Annotated in this window: 15 protein-coding genes; 8 read left to right on the top strand and 7 right to left on the bottom strand. The window is 69.8% G+C overall.

Annotated elements, in window-relative coordinates; genetic code table 11:
- Nucleotides 1–284 precede the first annotated feature (284 nt).
- Nucleotides 285–2816: an FxSxx-COOH system tetratricopeptide repeat protein gene (gene fxsT / locus ACZ466_RS23220; RefSeq protein WP_378292772.1), complete on the top strand. Its 2532-nt coding sequence runs from the start codon at nt 285–287 to the stop codon at nt 2814–2816.
- Here fxsT and ACZ466_RS23215 read toward each other — a convergent pair.
- The 3 genes from ACZ466_RS23215 to ACZ466_RS23205 all read right to left on the bottom strand — a co-directional run bounded on the left by ACZ466_RS23215 (nt 2813) and on the right by ACZ466_RS23205 (nt 5517).
- Nucleotides 2813–3934, bottom strand: a complete 1122-nt coding sequence (locus tag ACZ466_RS23215; RefSeq protein ID WP_464044021.1) for an FxsB family cyclophane-forming radical SAM/SPASM peptide maturase — start codon at nt 3932–3934, stop codon at nt 2813–2815. The genes fxsT and ACZ466_RS23215 overlap by 4 nt on opposite strands.
- Nucleotides 3935–4126: 192 nt before the next feature.
- On the bottom strand, nt 4127–4669 hold the full coding sequence (locus ACZ466_RS23210; RefSeq protein ID WP_378292776.1) for a GNAT family N-acetyltransferase: 543 nt from the start codon (nt 4667–4669) through the stop codon (nt 4127–4129).
- Between the two features lie 86 nt (nt 4670–4755).
- The gene (locus tag ACZ466_RS23205; protein ID WP_378292778.1) at nt 4756–5517 is read right to left on the bottom strand and encodes an SDR family oxidoreductase; all 762 of its coding nucleotides are present in this window, start codon (nt 5515–5517) and stop codon (nt 4756–4758) included.
- 102 nt (nt 5518–5619) lie between these two features.
- Between ACZ466_RS23205 and ACZ466_RS23200 the strand changes: the two genes are divergently transcribed.
- The 3 genes from ACZ466_RS23200 (at nt 5620) to ACZ466_RS23190 (ending at nt 7881) form a co-directional block, all read left to right on the top strand.
- A complete protein-coding gene (locus tag ACZ466_RS23200) occupies nt 5620–6507 on the top strand; it encodes a sigma-70 family RNA polymerase sigma factor (protein ID WP_378292780.1) in 888 nt (295 codons plus the stop codon).
- A 16-nt stretch (nt 6508–6523) separates the two neighbouring features.
- Nucleotides 6524–6817, top strand: a complete 294-nt coding sequence (locus ACZ466_RS23195) for a hypothetical protein (protein ID WP_378292782.1) — start codon at nt 6524–6526, stop codon at nt 6815–6817.
- A gap of 104 nt (nt 6818–6921) precedes the next feature.
- A complete protein-coding gene (locus tag ACZ466_RS23190) occupies nt 6922–7881 on the top strand; it encodes a hypothetical protein (protein WP_378292784.1) in 960 nt (319 codons plus the stop codon).
- An 81-nt stretch (nt 7882–7962) separates the two neighbouring features.
- Here ACZ466_RS23190 and ACZ466_RS23185 read toward each other — a convergent pair whose 3' ends face one another.
- Nucleotides 7963–8748 (bottom strand): collagen-like domain-containing protein, encoded by a 786-nt coding sequence (locus ACZ466_RS23185; RefSeq protein WP_378292786.1) that lies wholly within the window; start codon nt 8746–8748, stop codon nt 7963–7965.
- A gap of 832 nt (nt 8749–9580) precedes the next feature.
- Here ACZ466_RS23185 and ACZ466_RS23180 point away from each other — a divergent pair.
- On the top strand, nt 9581–10825 hold the full coding sequence (locus tag ACZ466_RS23180; protein WP_378293571.1) for an IS701 family transposase: 1245 nt from the start codon (nt 9581–9583) through the stop codon (nt 10823–10825).
- 131 nt (nt 10826–10956) lie between these two features.
- Here the strand turns inward: ACZ466_RS23180 and ACZ466_RS23175 are convergent, their stop codons facing one another.
- The 3 genes from ACZ466_RS23175 to ACZ466_RS23165 form a co-directional block, all read right to left on the bottom strand.
- Complete coding sequence (locus ACZ466_RS23175) at nt 10957–11505, bottom strand: YciI family protein (RefSeq protein WP_378291183.1); 549 nt, start codon at nt 11503–11505, stop codon at nt 10957–10959.
- Between the two features lie 155 nt (nt 11506–11660).
- On the bottom strand, nt 11661–12170 hold the full coding sequence (locus ACZ466_RS23170; protein WP_378291185.1) for an SMI1/KNR4 family protein: 510 nt from the start codon (nt 12168–12170) through the stop codon (nt 11661–11663).
- A 166-nt stretch (nt 12171–12336) separates the two neighbouring features.
- Entirely contained in the window at nt 12337–12822 is a 486-nt protein-coding gene (locus ACZ466_RS23165; RefSeq protein WP_378291187.1) for a hypothetical protein, read from the bottom strand.
- 436 nt (nt 12823–13258) lie between these two features.
- Between ACZ466_RS23165 and ACZ466_RS23160 the strand changes: the two genes are divergently transcribed.
- From ACZ466_RS23160 to ACZ466_RS23150, 3 genes are all read left to right on the top strand, one after another.
- Nucleotides 13259–13483, top strand: coding sequence for a hypothetical protein (locus ACZ466_RS23160; RefSeq protein ID WP_378291189.1), 225 nt, complete (start codon nt 13259–13261; stop codon nt 13481–13483).
- A complete protein-coding gene (locus tag ACZ466_RS23155) occupies nt 13480–13644 on the top strand; it encodes a hypothetical protein (RefSeq protein WP_378291191.1) in 165 nt (54 codons plus the stop codon). Before ACZ466_RS23160 ends, ACZ466_RS23155 begins: the two co-directional genes overlap by 4 nt.
- A gap of 1155 nt (nt 13645–14799) precedes the next feature.
- Complete coding sequence (locus tag ACZ466_RS23150) at nt 14800–16299, top strand: serine/threonine-protein kinase (RefSeq protein WP_464043937.1); 1500 nt, start codon at nt 14800–14802, stop codon at nt 16297–16299.
- Nucleotides 16300–16440: the final 141 nt, after the last annotated feature.

Below are 16440 nucleotides of genomic sequence, written 5' to 3'. Positions count from 1 at the left end.
GTCATCATTATACCCGGCCACCCGATCGACATGGCCGCGCCGCCCTGCGGCAGGCGACGCCGCCGGGCTGTTCCATCCGAAGCCCGTGCCCGTAGCGCAAGTTTAGGACATCAATAATCCAAATTATTGGAGCCCAAAATTAGAGCCTCGTCGGATGAGATGATCCCCTGAACCCGCTCACGCAAAGGGAATGGCCGATCCGCCCGCCGCATCGGACTTGTCTCTCCGCTTGACAGTACGGAGAATTGCGTGCATTGGTCGATACCTATGCAGAGGTGGCTCGGATGACCAACCCACGCCCGGGAGCAACGCGACCGGCCGGACGTGTTCCCGAGGTATGGGGAAGGATCCCACCCCGCAACAAGAACTTCACCGGCCGGAAAGAGTTGCTCGGCCGGCTCCACGACGGCATCGCGGGGCAGGTCACGGCGGTCGTGCCGCACGCGCTGCACGGCCTGGGCGGCGTCGGCAAGACCCAGATGGCCGTCGAGTACGCCTACCGCTTCCGTTCGGAGTACGACGTCGTCTGGTGGATCCCCGCCGACCAGCCCGTGCTGGTGCGCTCCTCGCTGGCGAGCCTGGCGCCGTCCCTCGGGCTGCCGACGCCCACCGCCAGCGGCATCGAGGACGCCGCCAAGGCCGTGCTCGAGGCGCTGCGGCGGGGAGAGCCGTACGACCGGTGGCTGCTCATCTTCGACAACGCCGACCAGCCCGAGGACCTGAACGACATCATCCCGCACGGCCCCGGGCACGTCCTGATCACCTCCCGCAACCACCGCTGGGAGGGCGTCGTCGACACCGTCGCGGTGGACGTGTTCCGCCGCGAGGAGAGCCTGGAGTTCCTGCGGAAGCGGGTGCCGCGGGCCATCACCGACGAGGACGCCGACCGGCTCGCGCACGAGCTCGGCGACCTCCCGCTCGCGCTCGAACAGGCCGGCGCGCTGCAGGCCGAGACCGGCATGAGCGTGTCGGAGTACCTCGGGCTGCTGGCCGAGCGCACCAGCCAGCTGCTAGCCGAGGGCAAGCCCAGCGAATACCCCGTGCCGATGACGGCCGCGTGGGGGCTGTCGGTGGCCAGCCTCAACGACAAGCTTCCCGAGGCCATCGCCCTGCTCCGCTGCTGCGCCTTCTTCGGTCCCGAGCCGATCCCCCGGGACGCATTCAGCCAGCCGCGCGTGGAACTCGGCGACCCCCTGGCCGGGCTGGTCCGCGACCCCATCCTGCTCAGCCGGGTGATCGGCGAGCTGGGCCGGTACGCCCTGGCGCGCCTGGACATACCCCACCGCACCATCCAGGTCCACCGGCTGATCCAGGCGCTGCTGCGCGAGGAGCTGCCGCCGGACGAGCAGGGCCGGCTGCGCGACGAGGTCCACCTGCTGCTCGCCGGGTACGCCCCCGGCGACCCCCGGGAGCCCGGCAGCTGGAAGCGCTACTCCGAGCTGCTGGGCCACATCGTCCCGGCGAAGGTCGGCTTCAGTCAGGTGCCCGACGCCCGACGCCTCTCCATCGACATCGTCCGGTACCTGTACGCGTCGGGCGACTTCGAGTCGGCCCGTGACCATGCGGAGAGCTTCCTCACCAAGTGGATCGCCGACTCCGGTGAGGAGCACTCGGACGTCATCGAACTCCGCATGGAACAGGCCAACATCCTGCGGGACCTCGGCGACTACGAAGCCTCGTCCAATCTCAATCTCAACACCCTGAAGGCGGCCGAGAAGACCCTTGGTCCCGATGACGAGCTGACGCTGCGCTTCCTGCGCGGGGAGGGCGCCGACCTCCGTGCCCACGGCGAGTTCCAGCGTGCGCTCGAACGCGACGAGGAACTCCTGCGCCGCTACGAGGCCAAGTTCGGTCAGGTTGACCTGAGGACCATCAGAACGGCGAACAACGTGGCGCTGGACTACGGGCTCAGCAGTGCCTACGTCCGCTCCAAGGAAGTGCTGGAAGACGCCTACCAGGCCTGCCTCGCCCTGGAGGCGAACAACTTCGACAAGCTGACCCACATCGCCATCTGGAGCGGGCTCGCTCGCGCCGTCCGGCTGTGCGGCGACTACTCGGAAGCCTGCGACCTGGGCGAGGACGCCTACGCCTACAGCGTCGAGGAGTTGGGGGTGGAACACACCCGGACGCTCCGGACCGGCAAGGACCTGTCCATTGCCTGGCGCCTGCTGGGCGAGCTCGATCGTGCCGCCGAGTTGACCGAAGAAGTTCACGTCCGATGCGTCCGGCAGTTCGGCCTCGACCACCCGGACACCCTCGCCGCGGCGATGTGCCTGGCCAATCTCCTGCGCACCCGTGGCGACATCTCGGAGGCCTTGGACTTGGCCGCGGACACGGTACGGCGCTATCCCAAGGTCTACGGGCCCGCCCACCCGTACAACTACGGCTGCATGGGGAACCTCGCCATCATGCACCGTGTCCGGGACGACCCGCACTCCGCACGTGAACTCAACGAACGGGCGTTGGCCGGGCTGGAATCGAAGCTGGGCCGCGACCACCACTATGCCCTGACCGTCGCGACGAACCTCGCCAGTGACCTGGCGGCGCAGGGCGACCACGACAACGCGTGCCGCCTGGGGCGGGGCACCCTCCGGCGGCTGCGCGCCGTCCTGGGCGCCGAGCACCCCATGACCCTCCTCTGCGCCGCCAATCTGACATCGGATCTGAAGGTGCTGGGCGAGGAAGAGGAGGCCATGGGTCTCTTCGAAGAGACCAGGGCCGCGTACCACCGGACGCTGGGCCTCGAACATCCCAGCGCGGCGCTCTTCCTCGAGGGCGGGCGCATCAACGTCGGCTTCGACCCGCCCCCGATCTAGGAGGTCGTCGCGCCTCGCAGGGCCTCGACGTCGGCGGACACGACCCCGTGGATGTACGTGATCAGCCGGTAGAGGTCATTGCAGTAGATGGAGCGGTCGCGGAAGCCGTTTCCCGAACGGTAACGGTGCACGTAGTGCCCGCCGCCGCACACACGCTTGATCCGGCAACTCGCGCAATGGGGACCGAGGGCCCGTTGCCCGATCTGGCGGGCGACGATCGGCGGCAGCATCAGGGCCGCGTCGAACGGGTCGCGCGAGACGTGCAGCGGCGTGACCGCAGCCCCCTCGAACGTCGACTTGAGCGAGTCCACCTGCTCGATCTGACCGTTGGCCTCCACCACGACCAGCGCGATCGGCGCCAGCCCGACCGCCTCGGCGGTGGGATGCCCGCCCAGCAGCAGGCGCATGATGTCATCGAACAGCCGGAGGCGGGTCTCCCTGGCCTTCGCGCCGTACCAGCGGTCGAACACGCTGATGAGCCAGTCGCCGTACGGCGTGGTGTCGTCCGGGGGACGCCCCGGAGGCGGCGAGTCCCAGTTCCCGTGCGGCAACAGGAAATCCACGGCGGGCGGCTCGAAGTCGAGCAAGGCCTCATAGGTCCGTACCGGATCGTTCTTCAGGTCGATCGTGCCCAGCAGTCCACCGAACAGCCGCTTGTACCGAGGCGCCCGCAACGCCTCGACGCCGGCGCGCACCGCCTGGAAACTGCCCCGCCCGTTGGCGCGGCGCCGATGGAGGTCATGGCCTTCCTCGTCGCCGTCCATGCTGACCCCGACCATGATGTCCAGTTCATCGAAGAGCTCGAGGAACTCGGCATCGATGAGCACACCGTTCGTCTGCACATGCAGGCCGACGTCGATCTCGGGCATGGCCCGGCGCAGGGTGCTCGCCGTGTAGCGCACGTGCTCGACCCCGGCCAGCAGCGGCTCACCGCCGTGCAAGATCACGTCGACCTTGGGCAGGAGGTTCGACCTGGCGTGCTCGGCGATCCTGCGCGCCACCTGGTCGACGATGGGACGGCTCATCCGCCGTGGTTGGCGTCGCCACCCCTGGTCCGCCATCTCGTACATGTAGCAGTAGTCACAGGCCAGGTTGCAGCGGCTGTGAATCTTGAGCACGAACTCGCGGAACGGCGTCGGCCGCCAGCCCTCCTCAAGGAGGGCCCTCACATCGAGAGTGTCGGGCCACTCGGGCCGCGGGCGGTGGGTAGGCAACTCAACGTCGAAGGCCACGTTCGCCCTCCTCAGTGAGATTCGAGCGCGGCGCCGCGCACCAGACTCCTCGTCCGCCCACGTACGAGGCCACGTGCGCTAGCTCCGATCGTCGACGATGGCCCAGCGCTCATGGTCCCGCCACACCCCCTCGATCCTAATCAGTTTCGGCGAGAATCCCTCCCGGCGCAGGCCGACCTTGGCCGCCAGGCTCAGCGACGCCGTGTTCCCCGGCTGGATGTCGGCCTCCAGCCGGTGCAGCCCCAGCCGCTCGAACCCGTGCCGGACCGCCAGCGCGACGCCCTCCGTCATATAGCCGCGCCCCTCGTGCGGCGTGAAGGCCCCGTACCCCAGCACGCCCTTCTCGTACGAGCCGCGCTCGATCCGGCTGATGCTGACGAACCCCGCGATCGCCCCGGTCTTCCGCAGGCAGACGACGAACCCCACGGCCGCGACCTGGTCGAACCGGGCCAGGTACTCCTCGAACCCCTGCTCCGTGGTGGGCACCCACACCCAGGGATGGTGCAGGTCCCCGCTGGCCCTCGCCAGGCCGATGAACTCGTCCCTGTCATCGGCCGAGGTACGCCGCAGCACCACCCGACCGCCGTCCCCGGCGTCGTCCACCGGCCGCCCGTGCTCCATGCGCCCAGTATCGCCCGGTACGCGAACCGAAAACCGCCGGACCGGGCGCGGTCCAACGGAGCCCTCTCCAGGCGCGCACGCTCGGATCAGCCCAGCCGCTCGGCCAGGAAGTCCTCCCACGTCCGCCCGCCGAGGTCGGCCCCTTCGAGGGTCAGGTTGTCGCCGGCCCGGTACGCGCGTCCGACCTTCCCCGGGATCCGGACCGGCACCATCGCCCGCCGCTTCCCGCGCACCCGCAGGTACTCGCGGACGAGATCGGCCATCCCGTACACCGCCGGCCCGGCCAGATCGTCCACCAGGCCGGCCGGCTCGCCGAGCGTCAGTTCCGCGAGCCGGGACGCCACGTCCCGCGCGTCGACCGGCTGGAACCGTAGCCCGCCCGGCGCCGGGACGGCCGGCAGCGCCGCCATCTTCCGCACCACCCCCAGCACCAGGTCGTGGAACTGGGCCGCCCGCAGCATCGTCCACGGGACGCCGGAGCCGGTCACGGCCTCCTCCGCGCCCAGCTGCGTCCGGAACCAGCCCAGCGGCATCCGGTCGGCCCCGATGACCGAGATGTGCACCAGGTGCCGCGCACCGGCCCGCGACACGGCCCGCGCGAGGTTGCGGGTCGCCGCGTCGTCGCCCTTGGGGCCGCCCGCCAGGTGCAGGACGGTCTCGGCCCCGTCCACCGCGGCCTCGATCCCCTCCCCCGCGAGCAGGTCGCCGGTCACGTGCTCGACGCCGTCCGACGGGTCCCCGCCGCGGCGGCTGAGCACCCGCACCTTGCACCCCGCGTCCAGCAGCAGCGGCGTGACGTGGCGTCCCAGGGTGCCGGTGCCGCCGGTGATCAGGACGGATGATGTCATGGCCTTCTCCAGAGCTCGCTCTCGGACCGGGCTCCCGCCCGGCCGGACCACCGGTTCCGGGGTCCCGCCTCTCTGAAACGCCGCCCGCGAGGAATGTGACAGATGGACGAGAACGCATCGCTGACCGAGCGTTTCGAGGCGGACAGGACCCATCTGCGAGCCGTCGCCTACCGGATGCTCGGCTCGCTCAGCGAGGCCGAGGACGCCCTGCAGGAGGCCTGGCTGCGCGCCAGCCGCGCCGACACCTCCGACGTCGCCAACCTCGGCGGCTGGCTGACCACGGTGGTGGCGCGGGTGTGCCTGAACATGCTGCGCGCGCGCCGTTCACGCCGCGAGGAGCCCATCGAGTCGCTCGCACCGGACCAGGCCCCCGCCGCCCGCGACGCCGGCGCCGACCCCGAGCGGGAGGCGCTGCTGGCCGACTCGGTCGGGGTCGCGCTGCTGGTCGTCCTGGACACGCTGGCACCGGCCGAACGGCTCGCCTTCGTGCTGCACGACATGTTCGCCGTGCCCTTCGACCAGATCGGCCCGATGATCGAGCGGTCCCCGGCCGCGGCGAGGCAGCTCGCGAGCCGCGCCCGCCGCCGCGTCAAGGGCGGCACTCCGGCTCCCGGCGCCGACCTGACCCGCCAGCGCCGCGTCGTCGAGGCGTTCCTGGCCGCCACCCGCGGCGGCGACTTCCAGGCGCTGGTCACGCTGCTGCACCCGGACGTGGTGCTCCGCGCGGACGCGGCCGTCGTCCCGACGCCCCGTCCCATCGTGGTGCGCGGCGCCGGCAGCGTCGCCGAGGGCGCGATGGCCGCCACGGGCCGGGCGCGCTTCACCGGGACGGCGCTCATCAACGGTTCGGCCGGGCTGGCCATGGCCCCGGGCGGCCGGCTGTCCCTGGTCCTCGCCTTCACGTTCGACGGCGACCGGATCACCGAGATCGACGTCATCGCCGAGCCGTCCCGCCTCGACCGCCTCGACCTGACCCCGCTCCCGGCCTGATCTGAGATCATGGATCATGGCCGAACGCATCGGAGGGCCGGTCGGCGCCGACGGCCGCCACCCGCTGCTCCTGCCCGATGACGCCACCGAGCTGGTCGACGAGGAACTCCTCCGGCACGACGAACTCGACGCGATCTCCCACGGGCCGAGGGTCGATTTCCGCACGGCGCTCCGCCTGGACGGCCCGCTCGCCGGGCAGACCGCCTACGCCGTCAACGAGCTCGGCTCCCGGTCCGGGTTCTACGAGCTGGTCGAACTCGCCGAGGGCGAGATGCGGCTGGTCGGGCTGAACGGCCGCCCTCTGCCCTAGGCGACATCCGCGGACGGCACTCTCCGGCAAGCAGCCGTTTGCCTGGCCTCAGCGAAGGAGGCACTGCAGACCCGCAAAGTGCAGGCGAACGCCCACGGAGGACCATGACCGACATCGACAGCACGGTCGTCGACGCCGCCGAACTGCTCGCGACGGCCATCCGGCACCTGAACGACCACGACACCCGGCGGCCCATCGCGGAGATCCCGACCCTGGACGAAGCGGCAACGCGGCCGTTCCGGCCGTTCCCGGCCCTGGCGATCGCCATGGCGTCCCACGTTCTCAGCGCATGGGAGGTGAGGACGTTCCAGGTCGAACGCGGCGACCACGGCGACCGGATCCGCTCCTTCACCGCCGTCGGCCGCGACCCCCTGCGCCCCTTCCGCGCGTGCACGGTGTTCGTCCCGGACCTCGGTACGCAACGCGTCGTCGAGATGTGCGGGCACGCCTTCTGCCCGAACATCGCCCCCGCGGGCCCCGGAAGCCGCTGCCCGGAACATCTGCGGGACCCTGCACCCGAGACCCCGCTCCATTGGCTCCGGCTGGCCGGTGAAGCCGCCAGAGCAGCGGAGCGCGAGCGCGGTGACCGTCCCGAAACGGAGAACCTGGCCCTGGCCTCCGTCCGCCTGGGACTCCCCCTGGACGAGATCTGCCGGGCGACCTTCCTCAACGAATGGACGGTGCAGGCCCTGGCGGACGAGCCCCCGCCGCTACCGGACGACGTCGCCGACTCCGACAACCCCGATCAATGGCCGCTCGTCCTCACCCCGGACCGGGACATCACCGCAGCCGACGCCCACCGGGTCTACGTCCTCGACGGCGGAAGATACGCTCCCGCCGATCCGCCCCCGGAAACGGTGCTCGCCCGCAGCGGCGGGTTCTACACCTACTTCCACACCCATGACCATGGGCCGCTCATCGTGGCCGGGGAGGATCGGCGCTTCTTCAGATTGGAATGGTGGCAGATCCAGGACCACCTGCCGCAACACCGCCTGGCCCGCCGAGCCGACGAACGCAGACAGGAAATGTACGAGCCCCCGGACCCCTGGGGAGAGCACTGGTAGGCACCGGTCACCCGCCCGAAAAGCGGGAATCCGCCGCCCCACCCGAACCTGGTGAGACGGCGGATGCCCACACTGCGATCCCTAGATGTCGCCGTCCTCGTAGCTCTCGTAGTTCTCGTCCTGGTCGCCGTAGCTCCCGTCGTAGCCCTCCTGGCCCTTGTTGGCGCCCTCGTGGCCCTTGAGCCCCGCGTGGTGCCCCTTCTCGCCCTCGTGGCCGCTCTGAAGGCCCTCGTGGCCCCCCTGCTGCCCCTTGTGGCCGCCCTGGAGGCCCTCGTGGCCCCCCTGCTGCCCCTTGTGGCCGCCCTGGAGGCCCTTCTCGCCCTGGCTCTTGTCGCCGCCCTGGAGACCCTTCTCGCCCTGGGCCTTGTCGCCGCCCTGCTGACCCTCGTGGACGACCTGCTGGCCCTTGTCGCCCTGGAGGCCCTTGTCGCCGTCGCGGCCCTTGTCGCCCTGGGGAGCCTTGTCGCCCTGGGGAGCCTTGTCGCCCTGGTGGGCCTTGTCGCCCTGGTGGGCCTTGTCGCCCTGGGGAGCCTTGTCGCCCTGGGGAGCCTTGTCGCCCTCGTGGCCCTTGTCGCCCTCGTGGCCCTTGTCGCCCTCGGGGCCCTTGCCGTGCTGACCGAAGAACTCCTCGAATGCCTGGCTGTGAAGACCATGGAGATGACCGAGGAACTGGCCGTGATAACCGTGCTCCCCGTGCTCGCCGTCGCAGTCCTGCGCGAACGAGCACGTGGGGGAAGTCGCTGCCTGGGCGGCGTTGGTTTGCGCCGCGCTCGACATGGTGGCGGGACCGAACGCGGCGAAGCCGGCGGCCGCGACCATGCTGGCACCGGTCAGTGCAGCCATGCGCAGCGGAGTCGGAATCTTCATGCTTCCTCCTGAAGTAAGGGCACCGAGCCCGTGTTTTCGCACGTCACGTACCCTCACCGTATTCAGGCAATTACAGAGAGTGAGTAAAGGCGTTCCAGGCTGGCCCCCACCCCGCCGCACTCTCTTGTTCTGACATCGGCCGGGTAAAGGCCAGTGATGATCACCCCACGGCACGACGGCATGCCTCTTACCCGAGGAAGCTCATTCACCCAGCGCGACCCGACAATCTGGACCGAGTTCCGCCGGTCGCAGGGGCGTGACGGCCCACCAGAAGGCGACACACGGATCACCATCAGGTCTTTACCAACACCCAAAGCCGGACCGCTGCGGCAGAGCGACTTCAGCAAAGTCACCTACAGATGGCACTCCGCGCGCCGAACCCGCACACGAATCAGCGAATCACTCACAACTCGCATAAGCCATCACAACCAGCAACCCCGTATCGCCTTGCCAGTCTCCCTCAATCGCCGCTGCTCATACGATCACGGGCATACCGGTCAGCGCAGCGCCGGCGCCTCGAGAGCCATTGACCTCGGTCGTCGCCTTCACGAGCCCGGAATCCGCACCCCGGCCAATGACCTGAATCGCAGGCAGCCTGCGCATCGAGCCGCACCCAGGCTGGAAACGGCGAGACCTCAGCAACGAAGCATCCACGAAGCCACCCGACCCCTAGTACTCCAGCTGTAGATCGCGATCTTGCTGGTTAAGGGCGTTTGGAAGCAGGACGGCCACCGCGTGATCATCGTTGTTTGTGAGGACAAACGAAAACCGGGCGGTGGCCGCTGGCCACAGCGTAGACCCTGGCCGCTGGCAGAGCATGTTCGATGACCTGATGGGCCATCTGGCCTGCCGATTCACCCGGGTGGAGCCACGACGCACGGCCCGGGCGATGCTGCTGGGGCTGCTGGCCGAGCTGCCGCGCAAGAACTGCTGGACGCTGGCTGAGCACGCCGGTCACGCCACCCCGGACGCGATGCAGCATCTGCTGTCGCGGGCGAGTTGGGATGCCGACGCCGTACGCGATGATCTGCGCCGGTACGTGACCGCCCGCCTCGCCGGCGCCGGGGCGGTGCTGGTGGTGGACGAGACCGGCGACCTGAAGAAGGGCACCCGCACGGCCGGGGTGCAACGCCAGTACACCGGCACCGCCGGCCGCATCGAGAACAGCCAGGTCGCGGTGTTCCTGGCCTACGCGGCCGACGCCGGGCACGCCTTCATCGACCGGGAGCTGTATCTGCCCCACGTCTGGGCCGGCGACGACCAGCGACGCCATGACGCCCGAGTGCCCGCCGACCGAGCCTTCGCCACCAAGGGCGAGCTGGCCCGCCGCATGATCGCCCGCGCGCTGGACGCCGGAACGCAGGCCGAGTGGGTGGCCGCCGACGAGGTCTACGGCCAGTACCCTGCCCTGCGCCGTGAGCTGGAGGAACGCGGCGTGGGATATGTGCTGGCGGTGGCGGCCTCCCACCGGGTCGCCCTGCCCATCGGCGCCCGCCGTGCCGACCAGGTGGCCGCCGCCCTTCCCCAGCGGGCCTGGCAGCGGCTGTCGGCCGGGGCAGGCGCCAAGGGCCATCGTCTTTATGACTGGGCGCTGGTCGACACCGACCGGCGGACCGACCGGCCGGGATGCCGGTGGCTGCTGATCCGGCGCAACCGCCGCACACGGGAACTGGCGTTCTACCGCTGCTACGCGCCCGGCCCGGTGCCGGTCGCGGCGCTGGTGAAGGTTGCCGGACGGCGCTGGACCATCGAGGAGGCGTTCCAGGCCGGCAAGGGCCTGTGCGGTCTGGACCAGCACCAGGTCCGCACCTGGAGATCCTGGTACCGGTGGACCACCCTCGCCATGCTCGCGCACGCCTTCCTGGCCGCCGTGACCACAGCCGAACGCGCCCGCCTCGGCGACCAACCCGACCTGGCCCCGATCACTTTGGCCGAGGTTCAGCGGCTACTGACCCGCATGACCTCACGCACGGCCCCTGATCCCGCGCACTGCCTGCACTGGTCGCACTGGCGGCGACGCCACCAAGCCCGCGCCCGCACCTGCCACTACCAGCGACAATCCACCCGGAAACGATAAAGATCACCTTCTACGGCTGGAGTACTAGACGGCCGTCCACGCCGGGAAATCAATGGGCGGCGAGGTGCGGTCGGACGAGGGCACACCGCCCTCCCTATAACCAGGTGAACGGAAAATGCCGGTTTCGGCCCTTACCGGCGTCCACCGAATTCCCAGTCGTGCACCTCTATGCAGGCGTACCGGTCCATGGTCAGGACGGCGCGTGCGGTGTCCGGGTCCGGCGCCTGGACCAGCGCCGCCGTCCCCAGCCAGGTGATCCCGTCGTCGGACAGCAGCGGCCCGTACGCGATCAGCTCGTCCTCCTCGGGCGGGAGGGCGAGGTCGGCGGCCCGCCCCGAGCCGAGGCCGAGCACCAGGTACCGGTTGCCGCCGGTCCGGCCACCGGGGAAATCCCACATGGTGCGCCCGAGCGTGTTGCGCCACCGCCGGAGCAGCACGTCCCGGTACACACCGGCCTGGTAGTTGGGCTCGTCGAAGGCGAACGAGCGGGCGTCGGCCGGACCGGGCAAGTCGACGATGTGCAGGCTGCCGGAGGGCGTGTCCCCGTCACCGGCGAAGGTCGGACCGCGAGCGATCATCTCCGTCGCGTACCGGTCCATGTAGGACCAGTGCTCCTCAAGCAGTTCGGCGCGCAACGCCATGGAGCCGGTCCGGTCGCGGTGATAGCAGAAGAACTCCATGCCACAACTCTCTACAGGACAGCCACGGTGGGCCTCGTCAGGACGTGATCGCAGCCGACCGCCGAGGTCAGAAGTACGCTCCACTCCGTCCTCGAACACGCACGCCTTCGGCGGGCGTGTTCGGGGCGTCCGGACGGTTCATGACCGCGCTCCGGCTACTCGAAGTCGTCGTCGAACATGCCGCTGGGGACGAGTCCCTCGACGAACGATCGGAAGTCCGGCGCCAGGGCGAGTTCCGTTCCTCGATCGGCGTCGAGCCAGGTGACCGACGGCTCGCGGTCCACCCCGGAGGCGCGGTAGTCAAGCGCGATCCAGTAGTGCCCATCACCGGACAGCAGGACGACCGGGGAGGGCAGACCCCACTCCTGGGTCAGGTACGGGGTATCGAGCAGAGACAGGGTTCCCTCTCGTCGGCCGATCCCGAGGAGATCGGGGAAGGGGACATGGTCAGGACTCCACGAGTTCGGCTCATCGGTGGGGAAGGCGTCCCATGCCTCAGCGACCTCGCCACCGTTCTGGACGCTCAGAAGATCGAGCAACAACGCGGGCAACCGGAGCGCGAGCTCCCGCTCGGCCTCCCCGACCGCCTCTTCCGTCAAGGGTGATTGGACGCCGTAGCCGTCCTCTGCCCAGAAGGTGAGCTTGACGTCCTCGAAGTCGGCCATGAGAACGGAGTCTAGGTTCACCGGGATCGCGCGGTCCTCGTTGACCAAAGCTCAGCCGGCCATGAGGACGGGCGACGCGCCTCACCAATGCGGTGACGGGCATCGGGACCGACTGCCTCCGCAACGCCGCGACACCTCGCCTGGTGACCACCGAGGCAAGGCGTGGTCACCAGCCGAATTCAGGTGGCCCGATCACCTCCGCGCCGACTTGGGCCGCCAGCCACTCCGCCCGCCGGTCCTCGTCAGGGCCGGCATGCACGAAGACGGTGTGATCGGGAGCCGGCTCTTCACAGAAGATGTCGCGGCTGTAGCAAGCGATCTCCAACTCGGCGTACTTGTGCTGCTCTCGGAGACCCAACTCGGGTACGGCGGGCCAGAAGATCCAGTGCCACAACACGTAGCAGGGCGTGATGCCCATTCCCGTACGGAGCGCGGCCGCCGCCTCCTCGAACGACCCCACCTTGAAGGTCACTTCCACCGGGAACAGCGATCCCTCTCGCCCGTACGACCTGGTCGCAGCATCGGGAAAGGCGGTCGTCAACCGCTCAAGAACAGATTCGGTACGGGCCCAAGCGTTCAGATAGCACGACGTGGGGCTGTAATCGTCGGCAACGGACAGTAGCCGCCGCGCCAGATCCAATGCCTGAGACACCTCTGCCGTCCTCAGTACCGGCCAAGCGCGAGTGTTGCCCATGAGAATGCATCATGGCACCGACGCGTCAACGACGCCGTTCTGCTGCTCCCCTTTCACAGGAAGCGCCCCCAAACGCCCCGCCACTCTAAGGCCGAGAGGTGCCCTTGAAGCTGCCTGAGAACGAGCACACGGACGTGATGCAAACGAATCGCTTCACTTGGACATGATCTCGGTAACAAACCACGGACGGGTGCTCGACCAGCAAGAAGACCCTCCGGCCGTAGCGGAGGTACACGCTTCCACCGGAAGTCTTGACGGGTCGCGCCAACGCCCGGCTGACGCTTCCCGGCGGATGCCCGCTGGTTCGCCGTGTCGTGCTGGAGGGGAACACCGGTGGGTGGGCCGCTTCCACCGCCAGCGGCTGGAGCGGCCTGGCCGACCGGTGCAGAGGGCCGTGCTCCTACCTGTCGCGGACACCCACTCGCGGGTCGAGGAGCGGGCGCTGCAGCCGCGTCGCGCGTTCCGTGCCGGGCCCGACCACATCTCCCGCGAGACCGGGATCTCGGCCCGCACCGTCACCCGGATCCTGCGCCGCCAGGGCGCCCTCGTCCTGGCCGCCTGCGACCCGGTCACCGGGCAGCGGATCCGCGCCTCCCGCATCAGCCCGGCGGCGCTATGAGCACTCCGCCGCCGGGCGAGAGGATCCATCTGGACGTCAAGAAGCTCGGCCACATCCCCGAGCGCGGCGACCAGCGCGTCCGCGTCACGTCGCGAGACGGTCCGCGGGCGCAGTTCGGCAGCGCGGCCGTGTGCTGGGCGCCCGACATCTCGGCGCGGTGAGGTAGGCACCGGTTCACGGTCGAGCCGCTGAGGCTCGGGGCGATCGGCGCTCATCACCGCACAGGCGGCGCCCACACGCCGCGGAGCCGCCTCTGCCGGGCTCGGCTGGCGGTCTTGAGGACGCTGCCGCAGCACGCCCCCGCCCCCCTTCGCTTTGTGACCGCGCGGGATCGGCTACAACCACGACCACACGTGCCTGGCCTACGCCGTTTTCGTGCCTGATGAGAGGGGCACCACCTCCGCCACGTTCCTTGCGTGGGCAGCGGAGTCGTTTCGCCGCCCACGGCCATCCACTAGGCCATGACCGACATCGCCAAGAATCACCAGTCCAGCCGCGCCTCCCAGCAGGTTTGCGCCGCCTGAAGGGGCGCGGCGCGGCGGAGACGGGCGCAGCGCCCTGCGGCCCGCGGCGGGGATGGCGCAACCGGCGCCCTGGGCACCCGCCAACGCGCCCCATCGCGGACGCTCGACGAGTCGCCCATGTCCCGAACAAATTGGGGTCTCCAGGCAATGCGCGTGCCAGCGGGGCCGAGGGTTGGAGCGGTCTGGCCGATCGGTGCTGCGGGCTTGTTCGCGCGGCCGTGGTGCCCACTGTCAGGCGGATCCCGTGGAGGGCCGCGGGTGACTTGCGCGGCAGCCCCTTACCGCTGCGAACAGCCGCGCCGGACGAGATGATCCGCTTGAACGTCAAGCTGATGGCTTGCGCGGGGGACGACAACGAGAGCGCTGCGTTGCGCTACAAGTTCGTGCTGAACGAGCAGCAGCGGAGCTAGAGCGGGACGGCGGGGAAGCCGATCGCCGCCGCGTTGTCGCATGGCGAGCGCGAGACACACCGGACCAGAAACGGTCAAGACCAAGTGCCCGGAATCAGTCTGGCCTGGACCTCTTGGTGGAGCAGGTGACGGGGAATCGAAGCGGATCCACGCGCTCCGAAGGGGCAGTTTGGCTCTGCAGTTGCTTCGGGCCGCCGCAGGTGGGCCGAGCTGGTCATCCACCAGCGTGCTCTTCGTCCGGACGTTCTCAAGGTGGGTCGGCAGGGCGGGCCCGGAGGGAAGCCGTGCACCGCTCGTTGGGCCTGTGGGGCAGCGCGGTTTGGGTAATGGCGTCCAATTTCCGGGGAGGGAGCTCTGATCGTTCCCGTTACCGTTGCGAACTTTGCTGTCGCCTTCGTCGGGCCCCGCTGAGAAGATCGGCACACCCCGGACAGTTGGTGAGGTGGCGTCATTGGAAGCGCTGGCAGACGGCGACCCGCGGACGATCGGCCGTTATCGGCTTGAGGCACGGCTCGGGCACGGCGGCATGGGTGTGGTGTTCCTGGGACGTTCCCCCAGTGGCAGGGCGGTGGCCGTCAAGATCGTGCGTCCGGAGCTGTCGACGGACCAGCAGTTCCGGCAGCGTTTCGCGGCCGAGGTCGAGGCGGCGCGCCGGGTCGGCGGATTCCACACGACGCCGGTGGTGGACGCCGACCCCGAGGGCGATCCGCCATGGCTCGTCACGGCGTACATCCCGGGGCCGTCCCTGGCGCAGGCGATCGCCGCTCACGGTCCGCTGCCGGAGCACTCGCTGAAGGTGCTCGCGGCGGGGCTGGCCGAGGCGCTGGAGGCCATCCATGCAGAGGGCCTGGTGCACCGGGATCTGAAGCCTTCCAACATCCTGCTCGCCGACGACGGCCCGAGGGTCATCGACTTCGGCATCGCGCGGGCTCTGGACGGGACCGCGATCACCCGGTCCGGGGGAGTCGTGGGAACGCCCGGTTTCATGGCGCCCGAACAGATCACCGGGGCGGGCTCGGGGCCGGCGGCCGATGTCTTCGCCTTCGGCTCGGTCCTGTGCCAGGCCGCCGGGGTCCAGCCGTTCGGTGAGGGTCCCACCACGGCGATGCTGTACCGGGTGGTCCATCAGGAGCCCGACCTGGGCGGGCTTCCCGGTGGCCTCCTTGACCTGGTCGCCAGCTGCCTGGCCAAGGACCCGGCCCAGCGTCCCACTCCCGCCCAGCTGCTTGAGCGCCTCTCGGTCGCGGGGCCGACGCGGGCCTGGCTGCCACACGAAGTGCAATCCATGCTCCCGGACGTCCCGGACACTCCGGCGCGCCCGGCCCCTCCTCGGACCGCGCCGCGCGGAGTCAGGTTTCCGGGAGTGAAGGCGTGGCCGGCGATCGGCCTTGCCTCCTACCTCGTCGGCCTTGTCATCAGCGGCTTCATGCTGTTCCTAGGGGTGGCCGGATTCCTGGGCGACAGCGGCGGCGACGGCCCCGTGCCCCTCATGGTGGCTTTGCTGGGAATCTTGGGCGTCACCTCCTGCCTGCGCGGCATGTGGGCGAGGATCAACACCCTGAGCCGACCGTACGACCTGAGCGTCGGCCCAGGCGGGCTGGACCTGCGGCACAGCGGCCGCCACACCATCTATCACTGGGCCGACATCAATCGTGTCGCGGTACGCCGGGGCGCCGAGAAGCGAGCCTGGTCGGTGTGCGTCTCTCTGGTCCCCGGCTCCCCGCCGCCTCCGGCCAAGGACTTCCGCGCGCCCTTCCCTCACCTGGAGAAGAAGACGGGCTGGATCGTCCTCGCCCTGACCCGTGAGCTCAGCGCCCCGCGAGCCGACATCGAGGCGGCTCTCGCGCGCTTCGCGGGCCCGCGCTGGGGAGGCAACGGGTGACCCGGCGCTCCGAGAGCCGCCTTCGACGTCGTCGCGAACGATCGTGATCCGCACGCCGGACGGCCGGGGCCCTCCCGTCCTGGAGCATCTGCCGCTCGTCCCACGTCGACGCCGACGATTCGAGCGGATGAGGTGCCCGTG

The sequence above is a fragment of the Actinomadura rugatobispora genome (assembly GCF_055379765.1).
This window is presented reverse-complemented; position numbering and strand designations above follow the sequence as displayed.

Excerpts from the sequence above, each read along its gene's own strand:
- fxsT (WP_378292772.1), top strand. The coding sequence starts at position 285 with ATGACCAACCCACGCCCGGGAGCAACGCGACCGGCCGGACGTGTTCCC.
- ACZ466_RS23210 (WP_378292776.1), bottom strand. The coding sequence starts at position 4,669 with ATGGAGCACGGGCGGCCGGTGGACGACGCCGGGGACGGCGGTCGGGTG.
- ACZ466_RS23205 (WP_378292778.1), bottom strand. The coding sequence starts at position 5,517 with ATGACATCATCCGTCCTGATCACCGGCGGCACCGGCACCCTGGGACGC.
- ACZ466_RS23200 (WP_378292780.1), top strand. The coding sequence starts at position 5,620 with ATGGACGAGAACGCATCGCTGACCGAGCGTTTCGAGGCGGACAGGACC.
- ACZ466_RS23195 (WP_378292782.1), top strand. The coding sequence starts at position 6,524 with ATGGCCGAACGCATCGGAGGGCCGGTCGGCGCCGACGGCCGCCACCCG.
- ACZ466_RS23190 (WP_378292784.1), top strand. The coding sequence starts at position 6,922 with ATGACCGACATCGACAGCACGGTCGTCGACGCCGCCGAACTGCTCGCG.
- ACZ466_RS23185 (WP_378292786.1), bottom strand. The coding sequence starts at position 8,748 with ATGAAGATTCCGACTCCGCTGCGCATGGCTGCACTGACCGGTGCCAGC.
- ACZ466_RS23180 (WP_378293571.1), top strand. The coding sequence starts at position 9,581 with ATGGGCCATCTGGCCTGCCGATTCACCCGGGTGGAGCCACGACGCACG.
- ACZ466_RS23175 (WP_378291183.1), bottom strand. The coding sequence starts at position 11,505 with ATGGAGTTCTTCTGCTATCACCGCGACCGGACCGGCTCCATGGCGTTG.
- ACZ466_RS23170 (WP_378291185.1), bottom strand. The coding sequence starts at position 12,170 with ATGGCCGACTTCGAGGACGTCAAGCTCACCTTCTGGGCAGAGGACGGC.
- ACZ466_RS23155 (WP_378291191.1), top strand. The coding sequence starts at position 13,480 with ATGAGCACTCCGCCGCCGGGCGAGAGGATCCATCTGGACGTCAAGAAG.